Genomic DNA, 14,962 nt, shown 5'->3' with positions numbered 1-14,962 from the left:
ACAGGGAGGTTCATTCCATGGCTGAAGATATTAAAGTGATAGTGTTTAAATTAGGCGTAGAGGAATATGGAATTGAAGTTGAAAAGGTACAAACTATTGAGCGCATGATGCCCATTACTCGTGTACCTAAGACCTATTCATTTATCAAAGGTGTAATTAATTTACGTGGGGTTGTTATTCCTGTAATTGATCTACGGGGCCGTTTCGGCATCGAAGAGGCTGAACACACCGATCAGACAAGAATCATCATCGTGTCTGTTAATGAAATGGAAGTAGGCTTCATTGTAGACTCTGCAAATGATGTTATAGATTTGAACAGAGATTCTATTGATACACCTCCTGATGTTGTTGGCGGCATCAAGGCAAAGTATTTGGATGGGGTGGCCAAGATTGGAGACGAGCGCTTACTGATTATGCTTAACTTGTCAGAAGTGCTTAACAAAAGCGAAATCGTTCAATTAGAAAGCCTAGAGGGCTAACCTGTGGAACTATTTAAGCACTATAAGGATTTCAAAATGGATGTGCTTAAGGAAGTTGGGAACATTGGAGCTGGAAATGCAGCCACCGCATTATCACAGCTCTTGAATAAGCCGATAGATATGGCTGTTCCTAAGGTACAGCTCCTTAACTTTGAAGAAATAACAGATAAAGTTGGCGGAGCCGAAGAACTTGTATATGCGGTGTTTCTACGTGTGGAGGGTGAAGCTCCAGGTAACCTGTTTTTCATTCTGTCACCAGAAGCGGCTATGAACTTGCTTAGTCGTATTGCGGGCATTGAGCTATCGAGTAATGAAGAGCTTGGAGAAATGGAGCTCTCTGCACTAAGCGAAATTGGCAATATTTTGGCAGGATCGTATCTTTCTTCTCTAGCAGATTTCACCGCACTTTCTATGTATCCAACGGTGCCGGCCCTTGCTATGGACATGGCTGGCGCTATCCTTAGCTACGGTCTGCTGCAATTCGGGCAGATGGGGGACGATGCATTGTTGATCGACACTACCTTCTTCGAAGGGAAAAACGAAATTGAAGGGCAATTTTTCCTTATTCCCGATCCGGAATCATTCCCGAAAATCTTCAAATCGCTAGGAGTTCCTTTTGAAAATGATTGAAGAACAAAGCATTATTAAAGTAGGGATGGCGGATCTTAACGTGGGTAGCCAAGACAGTTTAATTCGTACCACAGGTCTTGGCTCCTGCGTGGGATTAACATTGTTTGACCCTGGAAAAAAGCTTGCAGGGATGGCGCATGTAATGCTCCCATCATCTGAGATTGCTAGGGAAGGGCAGTTAAACATCGCTAAGTTTGCAGATACTGCAGTGCCGGAGCTCTTATCCCGTCTGCTAGAGCTTGGGGCGGTTCGGAGCCGGATCGTAGCCAAGATGGCCGGAGGTTCACAAATGTTTGCCTTTGCCGGGGGGAGCGACACCATGAGGATCGGGCCTCGTAATGTTGAATCTTGTAAACTAGCACTTGAAAATTTAAAAATTCCGTTAATCGCAGAAGACACAGGCGGCAATTATGGCCGTACGATAGAAATAGCCTGCAACACTGGTATATTGTTTATTCGCAGTGTGCAAAAAGGCGCTAAGGAACTATAATTATGAATATGATTGGAAACATTTTGATAAACTTGGTGTCGGGTTTGGTAGGTTTCATATTTACCTTTTTTGTAACCTACAGTAACAATGTATTGGGTACTAGTTTATTAAGAAGCCTAATTGCATTTATCATCTGGTTTCTGCTTGCTTTCCTCGTAAGATGGGTATTGGGTTTTATTATGATTCAAACATCGCCTCCGGATGAAGTGGATACTGGTGGTGAAGAACTTGGGGCGAAGCTGGATATCAGCACGCCTAATGAGGATGAAGAATTAATCAATCTACTAAAACCGAAGCCAGGACAAGGAAACGAAAATAGCGAGGGATTTAAGCCTCTTACACCTCCTAAGCTAGTTTCGATGAAGGATCCTGAAGAATTGGCCAAGGCCGTTCGTCACCTGAAAGAAGAATAAGTGAGGGCTGAGGCGGAATCGGTGATCTTATTGGAAGGTACATTTCGCCGCGAATGCTCGCTGACTAAACTTTGGGAAGGGTGAAAGCTATTGAACGAGCGTAAAGCTTCTCAATTGGAAACTGACGAGCTATGGGAACAGTGGAAAGAACACAGAGACCCTGATGCCAAAAAGAAGCTGATAGAGAGTTATCTCCATATTGTTGATTATGTATCCAGTCGTTTGGCTGTGGGATTACCCAAAAATGTATCCAAAGATGATTTAGCCAGTAATGGGGTTATGGGACTAATTGATGCGATTGAGAAATTCGACTACAAACGAGGATTGCAGTTTCAGACCTATGCGTCCTGGCGTGTGCGTGGTGCGATATTAGATTCATTACGCCAAAGTGATTGGGTACCTAGATCCGTTAGGGAAAAAGCTAAAAAAATTGAGGACGCTTATCAGCAGCTGGAGCAGAAGCACTTAAGGTCAGTTAGTGACGAGGAAATGAGCCAATACCTTAATATTAGTGAACTGGAATTTCAAAATATGTTGCAGGATGTGGCTGTGATGTCACTTTGTTCACTGGAAGACCCGATTCGTGAAGAGGAATCAGAGACCCGAATGTCCATACTGGTGGACGATAAAGCTAAGAATCCGGATAGCAAGGTAAATGAATTCTACTTGCGCGAAGCGCTCACCAAAGGTATTGAGAAATTAACGGTGAAAGAAAGGACCGTTGTGTCCCTTTTATATTATGAAGATTTATCTTTAAGTGAGATTGCTGAGGTCATGTCGTTATCTCCTTCAAGAATTTCGCAGTTGCATTCCAAAGCTATTTTGCGGCTGAGGGGAACGCTCGAGAAGAACCGTGATCTCCTTATGCAGAACGATTAACCGTTAGCGGTGACAAGGGGGAGCAAAATTTGATCGGTCAATATGCTTTGAATCAGTACTTGAGTATAACTTTTTCGGAGGACAAAGGAATCGCGTATTTGCAGTTCTCCAAAAAGGATGAGAATTTTTCCTGCTCATCTACAGAACTGGAAGCCTTCCTGCACAGTCACAATATTCGCTACGGTATCAAGAGTGATGTTGTCGAACGTATTAGTAGTCATCCTGAGGAGTTTTTTTGGAGTAAAGTTCCGATTGCTGCAGGTTATCCTGCTGTGCATGGCACAGATGGACGAGTTATGCTTACAGTTGATCTGGAAGAGGACCGCAAACCGCTTGAGAAAGCGGATGGTAAGGTCGACTACAAGGACTTGGTCCGGCTTCGTAATGTGCTTAAAGGAAAGTTAATAGCTAAAATTATCCCTGCCCAGCCTGGAAAGTTAGGGATGACTGTAACTGGTGATGAGCTTGCTTTCAAGGCTGGAAAGGAAGCTCATTTTAAAATCGGGAAAAATGTACTCATTGATAACGATGGCACTTCGATGTACGCAGCGATTGATGGACTGGTCACGTTAACTGATAACGGGAAAATCAATGTGTTTCCTGTATATGAAGTGAATGGTGATGTCGATTACGGCACTGGAAATATTGATTTTGTAGGTACAGTCGTCATACGTGGGAATGTCCTTTCAGGCTTTACGGTGAAGTCTGCCGGTGATATTCGGGTTGTAGGCGGCGTTGAAGGTGCAGAGTTAATCTCTGGGGGCTCCATTGAAATTACTGGTGGAATTATCGGATATAACAAAGGCCAAGTTACCGCTGGAAAAAGTGTGAAGGTTTCTTTCATTCAAGATGGAAACGTAACCGCTGGGGAAGATGTAATTGTCTCTCAGAGTATTATGCACTCCAATATACGTGCTGGTAGAGATGTTATCTGTAACGGCTCTAAAGGTTTAATTGTGGGTGGAATCGTTCAGTCTGGAGAAAGAGTTGTAGCAAGAACTATAGGTAACACCATGTCCACTGCGACTGTGATTGAGGTAGGCGTGGTTCCAGAGCTTAGAAATGAGATTAACGAACTTCGTCAAGAGCTGCGGCAGCTGCTGGAGAACGAGGATAAAACCTCTAAAGCTTTGTATCTATTAAATCAATTGGCTACTAACGGTCAGCTCCCTGCGGATAAAGTGGCGCTTCGCGTCAAATTAAATGCTACTAAACAATCCCATCAACGTGAAGAAAAAAGAATTAAAGAACGAGTGCTAGAGATAGAAAGAATGTTAGAAGATACAGGTAGAGCGAGAGTTGAGGTTATCAAAACCATTTATGGCGGTTCAAAGATCATGATCGGCAGATATACCCGATTTGTTAAGGATGCTACGGAGCGGGTTGTGTTTATTTACAGTGATGGGGATATATCTTTAACGCCGTACAATTAATCGGGCGGGCAGCATTTGCGGCCGGCCATTACTTGTGAGAGAAGGGTTAAGATGAGCCTAAAACCGGTGGAACTGCAAATTGCTTTGCCTCGCACCACGGAGGCGGGCAAGCTTCAGAATGAATCTCAGCAACGTCCTGCTATCGACCAACATCAATTGGCTGGGCAAAATGTAAAACAAAGTCAGGAATTGGCCATGCGGAGCACTGAAGTGGATGAGTCTTCTGAATCAGCTTTACGGGATGGCGGTGGAAAAGGCAATCAGCATTCAGGTGGCAATTCTTCGTCAGATAAACATTCGAACCCGCCTGCAACCCGTGATGCTGAGCATCCTTACAAAGGCCAACGCATTGATCTAAGTCTTTAATAAGAATCTACATGAATCTACATCTGATATGTAAAAGGAGATAAGGCACTTGCAACCATGGGTTTATATTGTGCTAGTAGGTGTCGCCGCTATTCTTTATGCCCTTTTACTTCCCGCACGTGTAAAGGAAGGAAAAGCTAATCAGCAAAGCCTCAAAGATACAGAGGCTGCGCTTGAGCTATATATGGCAGACATAGAGCGCGAGAATGAGGAACTGGTACAATTAGTTAGTAGTATTAAACAACAATCGCAAACTAATCATAATGTACTGCAGGGACAGGTTAATGAATTACAGAGTCAAGTGGTAGAGTTGCAGAACAGCTCTTTAAAGCTAGAAGCACGAGTGGCCGAGGAAGAAAAGAGTTTGAAAGAACTTGCAGTGTCGGTTGAACAAGGTTCGAAGGTTAAAGTTGGTGTAAACGAAGATCCGTCTCTCCCAGCAGAGATGAGTTCAGTGTCGCCAGATGTGAAAGCGAAACCTATTAGTTCGATAAAATTACGTTACCCAAGATTGTTTGAACTGCATGAGCAGGGCAAATCGATAGATTCCATTGCCAAGACAGCTGGACTTCAGCGAGGGGAAGTGCAACTGATTCTGCAACTTGCCAAACAGGAGGAATCGGTATGATTAAGAACCGTTCATTCTTGTTCGGGCTAGGCACAGGACTAATTACTGGCGCTTTATTACTTCAATTAATGATCTCCGGTGGAGCGGCTCCACTTACCAAAGAACAAGTTCTACAGGGTGCGGAGAAACTGAATATGAAAGTCATCGATGAAGCTGCAGTACCTTCCTCAGGGGAAACTGAGAATGATAATAAAGAGGAAGTCACAGAGACCGGGGGGCCGACAGCAGAAAGCAAGGAGAACGTCAGCCCCTCTGCGCCGGCTGCAGCAGCCTCCCCCACGCCGGCAGTGTCACCTACAACGCCTGAGAGCTCTGATAAAGCCATTGCCCCGAACAAGCCATCTACGCCTACTGACGGGAAGGTTGAGCAACCAAAGGTCACTCCAAAGGCCAGTGCCGCTCCAACCGCTGTAGCTCCTGTAACGCCTAAAGTCACAGCAAATGCTAGTGTTTCTGTTCGAATTCCATCTGGCAGCACATTGACCGCAACAACAGATATTTTAGCGAAGGCTGGTGTCATTAAAGATAAGTCTACTTTTCTAGAGGCTGCAAACAAACGTAAGATTAATACCAAAATTCAATCCGGTTCTTATAGCTTTAATAAGGGAGAAAGTATTGACTCGATAATAGAGAAATTAATAACTTTAAAGTGATCGTTGCATACACTGAGATAATATGGTATAGTAATTGACGGTGTTAAAACACACGCCGGTTGATTTCGACAAGGGGTGCTTTCTTCTGAAGAAAGTCTTGCTGAAAGATGACGCATGGCGGAGGAGACACACAATAAACCAAACTTAGGAGGTGTGTGAAGATGGCAGTAATCTCCATGAAACAGCTTCTAGAAGCTGGGGTACACTTCGGTCACCAGACTCGTCGTTGGAACCCAAAGATGGATCGTTATATCTTCACTGAAAGAAACGGAATTTACATTATTGACTTGCAAAAAACAGTCAAAAAGGTAGAGGAAGCTTACAACTTTGTAAAAAGCGTCGCTGGTGACAACGGCACAATCCTATTCGTAGGAACAAAGAAACAAGCTCAAGATTCCGTAAAAGAAGAAGCAGAACGTTCCGGTATGTTCTTCATTAACCAACGTTGGTTGGGCGGAACTCTTACTAACTTCCAAACTATCCAAAAGCGTATTGATCGCTTGAAGAAATTGGAATCTTGGGAAGAAGACGGTACTTTTGAAGTACTACCTAAGAAAGAAGTTATCCTTCTTCGCAAAGAGAAAGATCGTCTTGAAAAATTCTTGGGCGGTATCAAGAACATGAAAGGTCTTCCAAGCGCGCTGTTCATCATTGACCCGCGTAAAGAGCGTATTGCAGTTGCAGAAGCTCGCAAATTGGGTATTCCAATCGTAGCTATCGTTGATACTAACTGTGATCCAGACGAAATCGACTACGTAATTCCAGGTAACGACGACGCTATCCGCGCTGTTAAATTGTTGACTGGTAAAATGGCAGACGCTGTTGTTGAAGCTCACCAAGGCGAAGACACAACTACTGCTTAAGTAGCGACTAACACATACAAGAACTTAAATGAAAAGGGTGGTTGGCAGGTGGATAACCTCTCACTGCCCTTTTTTTAGGATAAAGGCCTTGAATAATGTAAGAAAACGACAATTACCTGGAGGGAATAAACAATGGCAGTTGATGCAAAAGCAGTAAAAGAACTTCGTGAAAGAACAGGCGCTGGTATGCTTGATTGTAAAAAAGCGCTTGAAGAAGCTAATAACGATATCACTAAAGCAGCAGAATTGCTTCGTGAAAAAGGTCTGTCCGCAGCAGCGAACAAAGCAGGACGTATTGCTACTGAAGGCGTTGTAGAATCTTACATCCACGCTGGCGGCCGTATTGGTGTACTTGTAGAAATCAACTGCGAAACTGACTTTGTTGGTAAAACAGATTCCTTCAAGGAATTTGCTCGCGATATCGCTATGCAAATCGCTGCAGCAAACCCGCGTTATGTTCGTCGTGAAGAAGTTCCACAAGAAGATGTTGAAAAAGAAAAAGAAATCCTGAAAGCTCAAGCTTTGAACGAAGGTAAGCCTGAGAAAATCATTGAAAAAATGGTTGAAGGACGTATTGGTAAATATTACGAAGAATATTGCTTGCTTGAGCAAACTTTCGTTAAAGACCCTGACAAAACAATCTCCCAATTGTTGAATGAAAAAATCAGCACCATCGGAGAAAACATCTCGATCCGTCGTTTTGCTCGTTTTGAACTAGGCGAAGGTTTGGAAAAGAAAGTGGATAACTTTGTTGAAGAAGTTATGGCACAAGTTAATCAATAATAGTTTCATCATAAATGTGAAGAATTGAATAAAGGCAAGCATCAGAAGAGCGGAACACGTACACGTAGTGTTCCGTCTTTTGCAGAAAGTGAGGGTATACATTTGGAACAGCCGGTATTTAAGAGAGTAGTCCTTAAGGTAAGTGGAGAGTCTTTGGCAGGACAAAACGGATATGGTATTGATGCCGACATGATTATTTCCATCGCTGAACAGATCAAGGAAGTTGTAGAACTTGGCGTTCAGGTTGCGATTGTTTGTGGCGGGGGGAACATTTGGCGCGGGATCGCGGGCAGCGCAAGCGGCATAGATCGCGCTACTGCAGATTATATGGGCATGCTGGCAACAGTAATGAACTCACTTGCACTGCAGGATGCATTGGAGCAAATCGATGTGCCAACAAGAGTACAGACTTCGATCTCGATGCAGCAAATTGCTGAACCATACATTCGTCGTCGTGCGATTCGCCACTTGGAGAAGGGCCGTGTTGTTATTTTTGCAGCAGGCACAGGTAACCCATTCTTCTCAACAGATACTACTGCAGCGCTTAGAGCGGCAGAGATCGAAGCAGAAGTTATTCTGATGGCGAAAAATAAGGTTGATGGAGTATATTCTGCTGATCCGTTCAAAGATAGTACCGCTGAGAAATTCGAACAGCTTACTTATATGGATGTTCTGAACAAAAACCTCGGTGTTATGGATTCAACAGCTTCATCTTTATGCATGGATAACAATATACCGCTCATTGTATTTGCCATTACAGAACAAGGCAATATCAAACGTGTCGTTCTCGGTGAGAAGATCGGAACGATTGTTAAAGGGAGTGTAGATTAATGCCACAATCGGTCAAAAAAAATGCTGAAGAGCGTATGGAAAAAGCGATTTCATCGCTGAAACGTGACTTGGCGACATTACGTGCAGGACGTGCAACAACATCGCTTCTCGATCGTATTCAAGTTGAATATTACGGGGCACCTACTCCAATTAATCAGCTGGCCAACATTAGTACTCCGGATTCCCGGACACTGTTGATTCAGCCGTGGGACAAAACATCGATGTCTGATATTGAACGGGCGATCATGAAATCCGATATCGGATTGACACCTGCCAATGACGGCACCATTATTCGTCTTTCTATCCCTCCGCTGACTGAAGAGCGTCGGACGGACTTGGTTAAGCTGACTAAGAAATTTGGTGAAGAAGCGAAAGTAGCGATCCGCAACATTCGCCGTGATGCCAACGATGATATTAAAAAGATGGAGAAAAACGGTATCTCTGAAGATGAGTCCCGTGGCCATCAGGAAGACATTCAAAAAACAACGGATAAGTTCATAGCCGAAGTTGACAAAGTGCTTGTTTCCAAAGAAAAAGAGATTATGGAAGTTTAATGATATTCAAGAGACTTAAGGCCCCTCCGTTAATGGTGGGGTTTGTCTCTTTCTGATAAGAGCTTGGAGGAAACGGAAATGATCAAACGGATTCAAGCGTGGCTGAGCCGTAAAGACAGGCAACAGTCAGTCGAGATTTCACCGGATAACATTCCCCGGCATGTGGCTGTGATAATGGATGGTAATGGACGCTGGGCTAAACGGCGCGGCTTACCGCGCGTTATGGGTCATCAGAACGGCATGAAGGCTGTCAAACGTGCTACGATCGCTGCAGACGAATTAGGTATTAAATACTTAACGATGTATGCGTTCTCGACAGAAAACTGGATACGCCCGAAAGAAGAAGTCGATTACTTGATGCGTTTGCCTGGGGAGTTTCTGGCGATTGAGCTTGATGAGCTAATCGAGAAGAATGTTCAAGTACGCATGATGGGTGACGCTGACGCTTTACCTTCATATACCCGTAAGGCTATGGAAGAGGCGGTAGCTCGAACAAAAGAGAATACTGGATTGATCTTAAATTTTGCTCTTAACTATGGTGGACGCAATGAAATAGAAGGCTGTATGCGCAGTTTAGGGAAAGATATCCAAGCTGGTATATTGTCGCCAGAAGAAATTACATCAGAGTTGATTAACAACAGACTATTAACTGCTGGTTTACCCGATCCTGATTTGCTGATACGTACAAGCGGAGAAATTCGGCTTAGCAATTTTATGTTATGGCAGGTTGCCTATAGTGAACTGTGGTTTACTGATGTGTACTGGCCTGAGTTCGACAAAGAGCATTTGCATCAGGCCGTTGCTGAATATCAACGACGAACACGCCGTTATGGTGGACTGAAGTAGCTTGTTAGGAGATGGAACCTTTGAAGCAGCGATTGATTACCGGAATTGTTGCCGGAGTATTATTTTTAGGGTTATGTGTACTGGGAAACTGGCCGTATCAGGTTCTGCTTATTGCTATGGCTCTTATAGGTTTTTATGAATTTGTCAAAATGATAGGTATTCCTACGCTTTCCGGTACTACTGTTCTGGGTTACGCAGCTATTCTAAGCTTCATGATCCCATGGAATTTGCTTGGTGTTAATGAGCCGTTGTCCTGGGAGCAAGGGATTTGGATTCTGCTGTTATTGTTCCTTCTGGTCACCGTTTTTACTAAAAATAAATTAGATATTCGAGTAACAGCCTTGCTGTTTACTGGTATTGTATACATTGGAATGGGCTTCTCTTATATGGCCGTGGCTCGTGCATCGGATGACGGACATGGTTTGTTCTGGACTTTTTTGCTCCTGTTCTGCATTTGGGGCAGTGATGCGGGGGCATATTTTGTAGGCAGAAGCTTTGGCAAGAACAAGCTCTGGCCGGCCATCAGTCCTAACAAAACGGTGGAAGGTGCTGTTGGCGGGGTACTGATCTCGATGCTTATTTCTATCGTGTTTGCGCTGCTTGCTCCTGAACACTTGACGATAGGACGAGCATTGCTTATTGGGCTTTCTTGTGCGATATTAGGACAGCTTGGAGATCTTGTGCAGTCAGCTTATAAACGTGCGTATGGCATTAAAGACTCAGGTACACTTTTGCCAGGGCATGGCGGTATTCTTGATCGATGTGACAGCTGGATTATCGTATTTCCATTCGTACATATTGTAATGCTTATGCCTTACTATTAAACGAAGGGAGAGAGTATAACTATGAAAAAAATAAGTGTTCTAGGTTCGACGGGTTCGATCGGCACTCAGACTCTAGATGTCATCGCAATGCACCCAGACTCTTTTGAAGTAGATGGCTTGGCGGCCGGAACAAATACAGCATTATTACTGGAGCAAGTTCGTCGTTTTAACCCGCGTAGAGTCTCTGTGGCAACGAAAGAGCTGGCAGATGAGATTAGATCCAGCCTACCTTCTGGTATAGAGCTTTACAGCGGGAATGAAGGGCTTGTTGAAGTGGCGGCTGGCGGCGATGCCGAAATAGTCGTAACGGCTGTTATGGGAAGCGTAGGGCTTCAATCAACACTAGCCGCAATTGAAGCCGGCAAACATATTGGACTCGCCAATAAGGAGACATTAGTAACGGCCGGACATTTGGTCACTAATCTCGCTAATCGTAAGGGAGTTAAGCTGTTGCCGATTGATAGTGAGCATTCAGCTATTTATCAATGTCTCAATGGCGAGAACATCTCAGATATTGCCTACATTACTTTAACAGCATCCGGCGGCTCATTCCGTGACTTTACGCGTGATCAGCTTAAGGATGTGACGGTAGAAGATGCGCTTCGTCATCCGAATTGGAGCATGGGCGCGAAAATAACGATAGATTCTGCTACAATGGTGAACAAGGGCCTAGAGGTTATTGAAGCACATTGGTTATTCGGTCTTCCGTATGAACAAGTGAATGTGCTGCTGCACCCGGAGAGCATCATTCACTCTTATGTTGAATTCCGTGACAGCAGTATTATTGCCCAGCTTGGCAATCCCGATATGCGTGTCCCGATTCAATATGCACTTACTTATCCAGCTCGTTGGGAATCTCCGGCACAGCGGTTGTCGTTAGCTGAGATAGGACGTTTGACCTTCCGTGAAATGGACTTTGAACGTTACCCTGCACTGAAGCTAGCGATAGATTGTGGAAAAGCTGGTGGAACGGCGACTACAGCTTTTAATGCTGCGAACGAAATAGCTGTTGCTCGATTCTTGAGTCATGAGATCTCGTTCCTGCGTATTGAGGAGATTATCGGAGAAGTGCTAGATCGTCATAATAACGAGCATAATCCGAATCTGGAACAAATTGAATCCTGTGATAGACGTGTTCGAGAACTGGCAGCTACGCTGTAGAACGTAGAAAGATATCCTTTTCAAAATATAAGAAAGTATAAGTTTCACTTTATACATTATCCTTATATTTCTCGCGTAAACGCGTACCGTCTCCTTAAGGGACACCGATGGCGTTATTGCTTGAATGGAAATACTTACTTTGCCCTAAAAATAGGTTGGGACAGTTGATTCTCTTGTGCCTGATCGGAGAATAATGATAAATTAAGAGGACATACTTCGGTCTTACACCTAAAGGGGGATGATACGTTTGGAAATGGTTCAGGTCGTTTTTTTAACGGTGCTCATGTTTTTTGTACTTGTGACTGTACACGAATGGGGTCACTATTATTTTGCCAAACGCGCCGGTATTCTCGTGAGGGAATTTGCTATCGGTTTCGGTCCGAAACTGTTTTCTTATAAACGGAATGAGACTCAGTTCACTCTTCGCTTACTGCCTTTTGGCGGTTATGCCCGCATGGCTGGTGAAGATCCTGAGATTGTCGAGATAGGTTCTGGACAGACCATTGCGGTAAGGCTCGGACAAGACAATAAAGTTAAAAACATTTATCTGGATGCACTAGACACCCGTAGAAATGTTATCCGTGGTGAGGCGCTGAATACCGATCTCGAGGATAAATTGCAGATTACCTTAGATGTGGACGGAGAAGTTACAACTTATGATGTTCATCCGCAAGCGATGATGATTAAAGGAACGCAACAGACACAAATTGCACCTAAAGATCGTCAATTCGGCAGCAAGACCGTGGGTCAGCGTGCGTTGGCTATTGTTGCGGGTCCTGTGATGAACTTTCTGTTAGCCTTTGTACTCTTCGCCATCCATTTGCAAATGGTCGGTATTCAAGTTGAAAATCCTACTTTTGTTAAGATTGGCGACGTCTCCGAAGGAATGCCTGCGCAAGAAGCAGGACTCCAAAAGGGCGACATCATTGTCTCCATCAATGGTGAGAAGATCGGTGCTGATTACCAAAAAATGATTAGCTTGACCTCGGAGTCCAAAGGGAAAGAAATGAACTGGACGCTGCAGCGGGGAGAGGAAACCCTTAACGTTACGCTAGTTCCTCGTAGTATGGAAGGGCAAGAAGGCGGTAAAATAGGCATCACTCCTGAGCTGCCTACTCGTAAAGCTGGTTTTGGCGAGACGATAACAGGTTCAGGAAAAGCTATGGTCGATACGACAGAAGCTATCTTTTTGGGCTTTAAACAATTGATCAATAAATTCAATATGGATGATATTGGAGGTCCGGTTCGTACGTTTGAGGTAACCGGTCAAATTGCTCAACAAGGTATTCAGTATCTTACATACTGGGCCGCTATTTTGAGTCTATATCTGGGGATATTTAACCTCTTGCCGATTCCGGCACTCGATGGAAGCCGTCTGGCATTCCTAGGTGTAGAGGCACTGCGTGGCAAACCTGTGGATCCGGGTCATGAAGGCATGGTTCACTTTGTAGGTTTTGCACTGCTATTTTTATTAATGATTGCTGTTACGTATAATGATATTTTACGTTTGATCAGCGGCTAATTTTCTTCGGGAGGCATTCCATTACATGGCAAAAGATAAACAATTCGTTACGGAAATCACGCCGCAAAGCGAGGATTTCTCACGCTGGTATATTGATGTTATTAAAAAAGGAGACTTGATGGATTACTCTCCTGTTCGTGGCTGTATTGTATTTAAGCCAGAAGGCTATGAAATATGGGAGCATATTCAGGAGGAAATGAACCGTCGCCTCAAGGAAACTGGGCATCGAAACGCTTATTTTCCAGTGTTCATTCCAGAGAGTTTCTTTCAGAAGGAAAAGGATCACATTGAAGGCTTTAATCCAGAGCTGCCATGGGTAACAGAAGCGGGTGGTGATGTACTTGAGGAACGTCTCGCAGTTCGTCCTACTTCAGAGACCATGTTTGGCCACATGTACTCCAAATGGATTCAATCTTATCGTGACCTTCCTGTACTTATCAATCAATGGGCGAACGTGGTTCGTTGGGAGAAACGTACATTGCCATTTATCCGCACTACTGAGTTTCTTTGGCAAGAAGGGCATACCGCGCATGAGAATGAAGCGGAAGCTCGTGAAGAAACTATGCGGATGCTGGATAACTACCGTGATTTTGTCGAGACCTATCTTGCCATTCCGGTTATTACCGGACAAAAGACACCTTCCGAGCGTTTTGCCGGTGCGGTAGATACGTATTCTATTGAAGCGATGATGAAGGATGGACGCGCTGTTCAGGCTGCTACTTCACATTACCTCGGCACCAAGTTTGCCACAGCTTTTGAGATTCAATATTTAAGCCGTGACAATAATTTGGAGTATGTACACACTACTTCATGGGGCTCAACCACTCGCTTGATTGGCTCCCTGATTATGGTGCATGGAGATGACCGCGGTCTTGTTCTGCCGCCTAAGGTAGCTCCAACGCAAGTTATTATGATTCCTATCGGACCTCCTAAGACCCGCGAAGCTGTGATTGGGCGGACGGACGAGCTGTTCAAGGAATTGAAGAATGCTGGCGTTCGTGTACGTGTGGATGATCGTTCAGATGTTACCCCAGGCTGGAAGTTTAATGAATATGAAATGCGTGGAGTGCCAGTACGTTTGGAGCTTGGACCACGTGACATGGAGAATGGCGTCTGCGTTCTCGTCTCACGTGTCACCGGTGAGAAGAAGGTTATTCAACAGGAGAACCTCGTAGAAGAGGTTCAAACAATGCTTGAACAGGTTCACAAGGAAATGTTCGAACGTGCGCTGAAATTCCGTGAGGACCACTTCTATTCTGTGGATTCCTTGGAGGAAATGAAAGCTTCGATGGACGAAAAACGTGGATTTGCTCTAGCGGGATGGTGTGGTTCCGAAGAATGCGAGTCCAAAGTTAAGGAAGAGACAGGTGCGGGTAGCCGCAATATTCCTTTTGATCCAGCGGAGACTAAGCAAGTCTGCATATGCTGTGGCCAACCAGCCAAGCATACTGTGGTTTTTGCAAAGGCGTATTAATCATTAGGCACCGATCAACAGTCTTGTAGTATTTTAATTTAGCTTCTGGCGAGAGGAGTCGGCGGGCCGTAAGAACCCAATGCTTTTTGAAACCAGAAGCTTTTTAAAATATAAGAATTTATAGGTTTTCGCT

18 protein-coding genes are annotated in these 14,962 nt (G+C 44.3%); all 18 read left to right on the top strand.

All coding sequences use genetic code 11. From position 1 onward, the window contains the following. Positions 1-17: 17 nt before the first annotated feature. The 18 genes from NSQ55_RS18370 to proS all read left to right on the top strand — a co-directional run bounded on the left by NSQ55_RS18370 (position 18) and on the right by proS (position 14,829). Positions 18-479, top strand: coding sequence for a chemotaxis protein CheW (locus NSQ55_RS18370; RefSeq protein WP_036688501.1), 462 nt, complete (start codon positions 18-20; stop codon positions 477-479). 3 nt (positions 480-482) lie between these two features. Further along, complete coding sequence (locus tag NSQ55_RS18365; RefSeq protein ID WP_076182646.1) at positions 483-1,109, top strand: chemotaxis protein CheC; 627 nt, start codon at positions 483-485, stop codon at positions 1,107-1,109. Beyond that, positions 1,102-1,599 (top strand): chemotaxis protein CheD, encoded by a 498-nt coding sequence (locus NSQ55_RS18360; RefSeq protein ID WP_036688499.1) that lies wholly within the window; start codon positions 1,102-1,104, stop codon positions 1,597-1,599. The genes NSQ55_RS18365 and NSQ55_RS18360 overlap by 8 nt, the downstream gene beginning before the upstream one ends. 8 nt (positions 1,600-1,607) lie before the next feature. Next, on the top strand, positions 1,608-2,012 hold the full coding sequence (locus NSQ55_RS18355; RefSeq protein ID WP_076127910.1) for a hypothetical protein: 405 nt from the start codon (positions 1,608-1,610) through the stop codon (positions 2,010-2,012). 90 nt (positions 2,013-2,102) lie between these two features. After that, the gene (locus NSQ55_RS18350; RefSeq protein ID WP_076127824.1) at positions 2,103-2,891 is read left to right on the top strand and encodes a FliA/WhiG family RNA polymerase sigma factor; all 789 of its coding nucleotides are present in this window, start codon (positions 2,103-2,105) and stop codon (positions 2,889-2,891) included. A 29-nt stretch (positions 2,892-2,920) separates the two neighbouring features. Continuing rightward, a complete protein-coding gene (locus NSQ55_RS18345; protein ID WP_036688497.1) occupies positions 2,921-4,324 on the top strand; it encodes a FapA family protein in 1,404 nt (467 codons plus the stop codon). Positions 4,325-4,375: 51 nt separating this feature from the next. Then, positions 4,376-4,690 (top strand): hypothetical protein, encoded by a 315-nt coding sequence (locus NSQ55_RS18340; RefSeq protein ID WP_076127826.1) that lies wholly within the window; start codon positions 4,376-4,378, stop codon positions 4,688-4,690. A gap of 49 nt (positions 4,691-4,739) precedes the next feature. Beyond that, the gene (locus tag NSQ55_RS18335; RefSeq protein WP_076127828.1) at positions 4,740-5,318 is read left to right on the top strand and encodes a hypothetical protein; all 579 of its coding nucleotides are present in this window, start codon (positions 4,740-4,742) and stop codon (positions 5,316-5,318) included. Beyond that, complete coding sequence (locus NSQ55_RS18330; RefSeq protein WP_076307724.1) at positions 5,315-5,971, top strand: endolytic transglycosylase MltG; 657 nt, start codon at positions 5,315-5,317, stop codon at positions 5,969-5,971. The genes NSQ55_RS18335 and NSQ55_RS18330 overlap by 4 nt, the downstream gene beginning before the upstream one ends. Positions 5,972-6,132: 161 nt before the next feature. Continuing rightward, a complete protein-coding gene (rpsB, locus tag NSQ55_RS18325) occupies positions 6,133-6,834 on the top strand; it encodes a 30S ribosomal protein S2 (protein ID WP_036688493.1) in 702 nt (233 codons plus the stop codon). Between the two features lie 132 nt (positions 6,835-6,966). Further along, positions 6,967-7,617 (top strand): translation elongation factor Ts, encoded by a 651-nt coding sequence (gene tsf, locus NSQ55_RS18320; protein WP_036688492.1) that lies wholly within the window; start codon positions 6,967-6,969, stop codon positions 7,615-7,617. Positions 7,618-7,719: 102 nt separating this feature from the next. Continuing rightward, the gene (pyrH, locus tag NSQ55_RS18315; protein WP_036688491.1) at positions 7,720-8,448 is read left to right on the top strand and encodes a UMP kinase; all 729 of its coding nucleotides are present in this window, start codon (positions 7,720-7,722) and stop codon (positions 8,446-8,448) included. Further along, a complete protein-coding gene (frr, locus tag NSQ55_RS18310) occupies positions 8,448-9,002 on the top strand; it encodes a ribosome recycling factor (protein WP_076127832.1) in 555 nt (184 codons plus the stop codon). Before pyrH ends, frr begins: the two co-directional genes overlap by 1 nt. Positions 9,003-9,080: 78 nt before the next feature. Further along, positions 9,081-9,848 (top strand): isoprenyl transferase, encoded by a 768-nt coding sequence (locus NSQ55_RS18305; RefSeq protein WP_076127834.1) that lies wholly within the window; start codon positions 9,081-9,083, stop codon positions 9,846-9,848. A 20-nt stretch (positions 9,849-9,868) separates the two neighbouring features. Next, entirely contained in the window at positions 9,869-10,672 is an 804-nt protein-coding gene (locus NSQ55_RS18300; RefSeq protein WP_076127836.1) for a phosphatidate cytidylyltransferase, read from the top strand. Between the two features lie 21 nt (positions 10,673-10,693). Further along, positions 10,694-11,833 carry a 1-deoxy-D-xylulose-5-phosphate reductoisomerase gene (locus tag NSQ55_RS18295; protein ID WP_076307726.1) on the top strand — a complete coding sequence of 380 codons (1,140 nt, stop codon included), beginning with the start codon at positions 10,694-10,696 and terminating at the stop codon, positions 11,831-11,833. A 247-nt stretch (positions 11,834-12,080) separates the two neighbouring features. Continuing rightward, on the top strand, positions 12,081-13,355 hold the full coding sequence (rseP, locus tag NSQ55_RS18290) for an RIP metalloprotease RseP (protein ID WP_076127839.1): 1,275 nt from the start codon (positions 12,081-12,083) through the stop codon (positions 13,353-13,355). A 25-nt stretch (positions 13,356-13,380) separates the two neighbouring features. Next, positions 13,381-14,829, top strand: coding sequence for a proline--tRNA ligase (proS, locus tag NSQ55_RS18285; RefSeq protein ID WP_076182631.1), 1,449 nt, complete (start codon positions 13,381-13,383; stop codon positions 14,827-14,829). Positions 14,830-14,962 lie beyond the last annotated feature (133 nt).

Origin of the sequence: Paenibacillus sp. FSL H7-0943 (assembly GCF_037963265.1) — a bacterium.
Taxonomy (GTDB): domain Bacteria; phylum Bacillota; class Bacilli; order Paenibacillales; family Paenibacillaceae; genus Paenibacillus_AQ; species Paenibacillus_AQ odorifer.
Note: the sequence above shows the minus strand (reverse complement) of the source record. Positions and strands in the feature narration are given on the sequence as shown.

Coding starts and splice junctions, on each gene's coding strand:
- NSQ55_RS18360 (WP_036688499.1), top strand. CDS start 1,102: ATGATTGAAGAACAAAGCATTATTAAAGTAGGGATGGCGGATCTTAAC.
- rpsB (WP_036688493.1), top strand. CDS start 6,133: ATGGCAGTAATCTCCATGAAACAGCTTCTAGAAGCTGGGGTACACTTC.
- NSQ55_RS18340 (WP_076127826.1), top strand. CDS start 4,376: ATGAGCCTAAAACCGGTGGAACTGCAAATTGCTTTGCCTCGCACCACG.
- NSQ55_RS18305 (WP_076127834.1), top strand. CDS start 9,081: ATGATCAAACGGATTCAAGCGTGGCTGAGCCGTAAAGACAGGCAACAG.
- NSQ55_RS18370 (WP_036688501.1), top strand. CDS start 18: ATGGCTGAAGATATTAAAGTGATAGTGTTTAAATTAGGCGTAGAGGAA.
- NSQ55_RS18330 (WP_076307724.1), top strand. CDS start 5,315: ATGATTAAGAACCGTTCATTCTTGTTCGGGCTAGGCACAGGACTAATT.
- frr (WP_076127832.1), top strand. CDS start 8,448: ATGCCACAATCGGTCAAAAAAAATGCTGAAGAGCGTATGGAAAAAGCG.
- proS (WP_076182631.1), top strand. CDS start 13,381: ATGGCAAAAGATAAACAATTCGTTACGGAAATCACGCCGCAAAGCGAG.
- NSQ55_RS18355 (WP_076127910.1), top strand. CDS start 1,608: ATGATTGGAAACATTTTGATAAACTTGGTGTCGGGTTTGGTAGGTTTC.
- tsf (WP_036688492.1), top strand. CDS start 6,967: ATGGCAGTTGATGCAAAAGCAGTAAAAGAACTTCGTGAAAGAACAGGC.
- NSQ55_RS18295 (WP_076307726.1), top strand. CDS start 10,694: ATGAAAAAAATAAGTGTTCTAGGTTCGACGGGTTCGATCGGCACTCAG.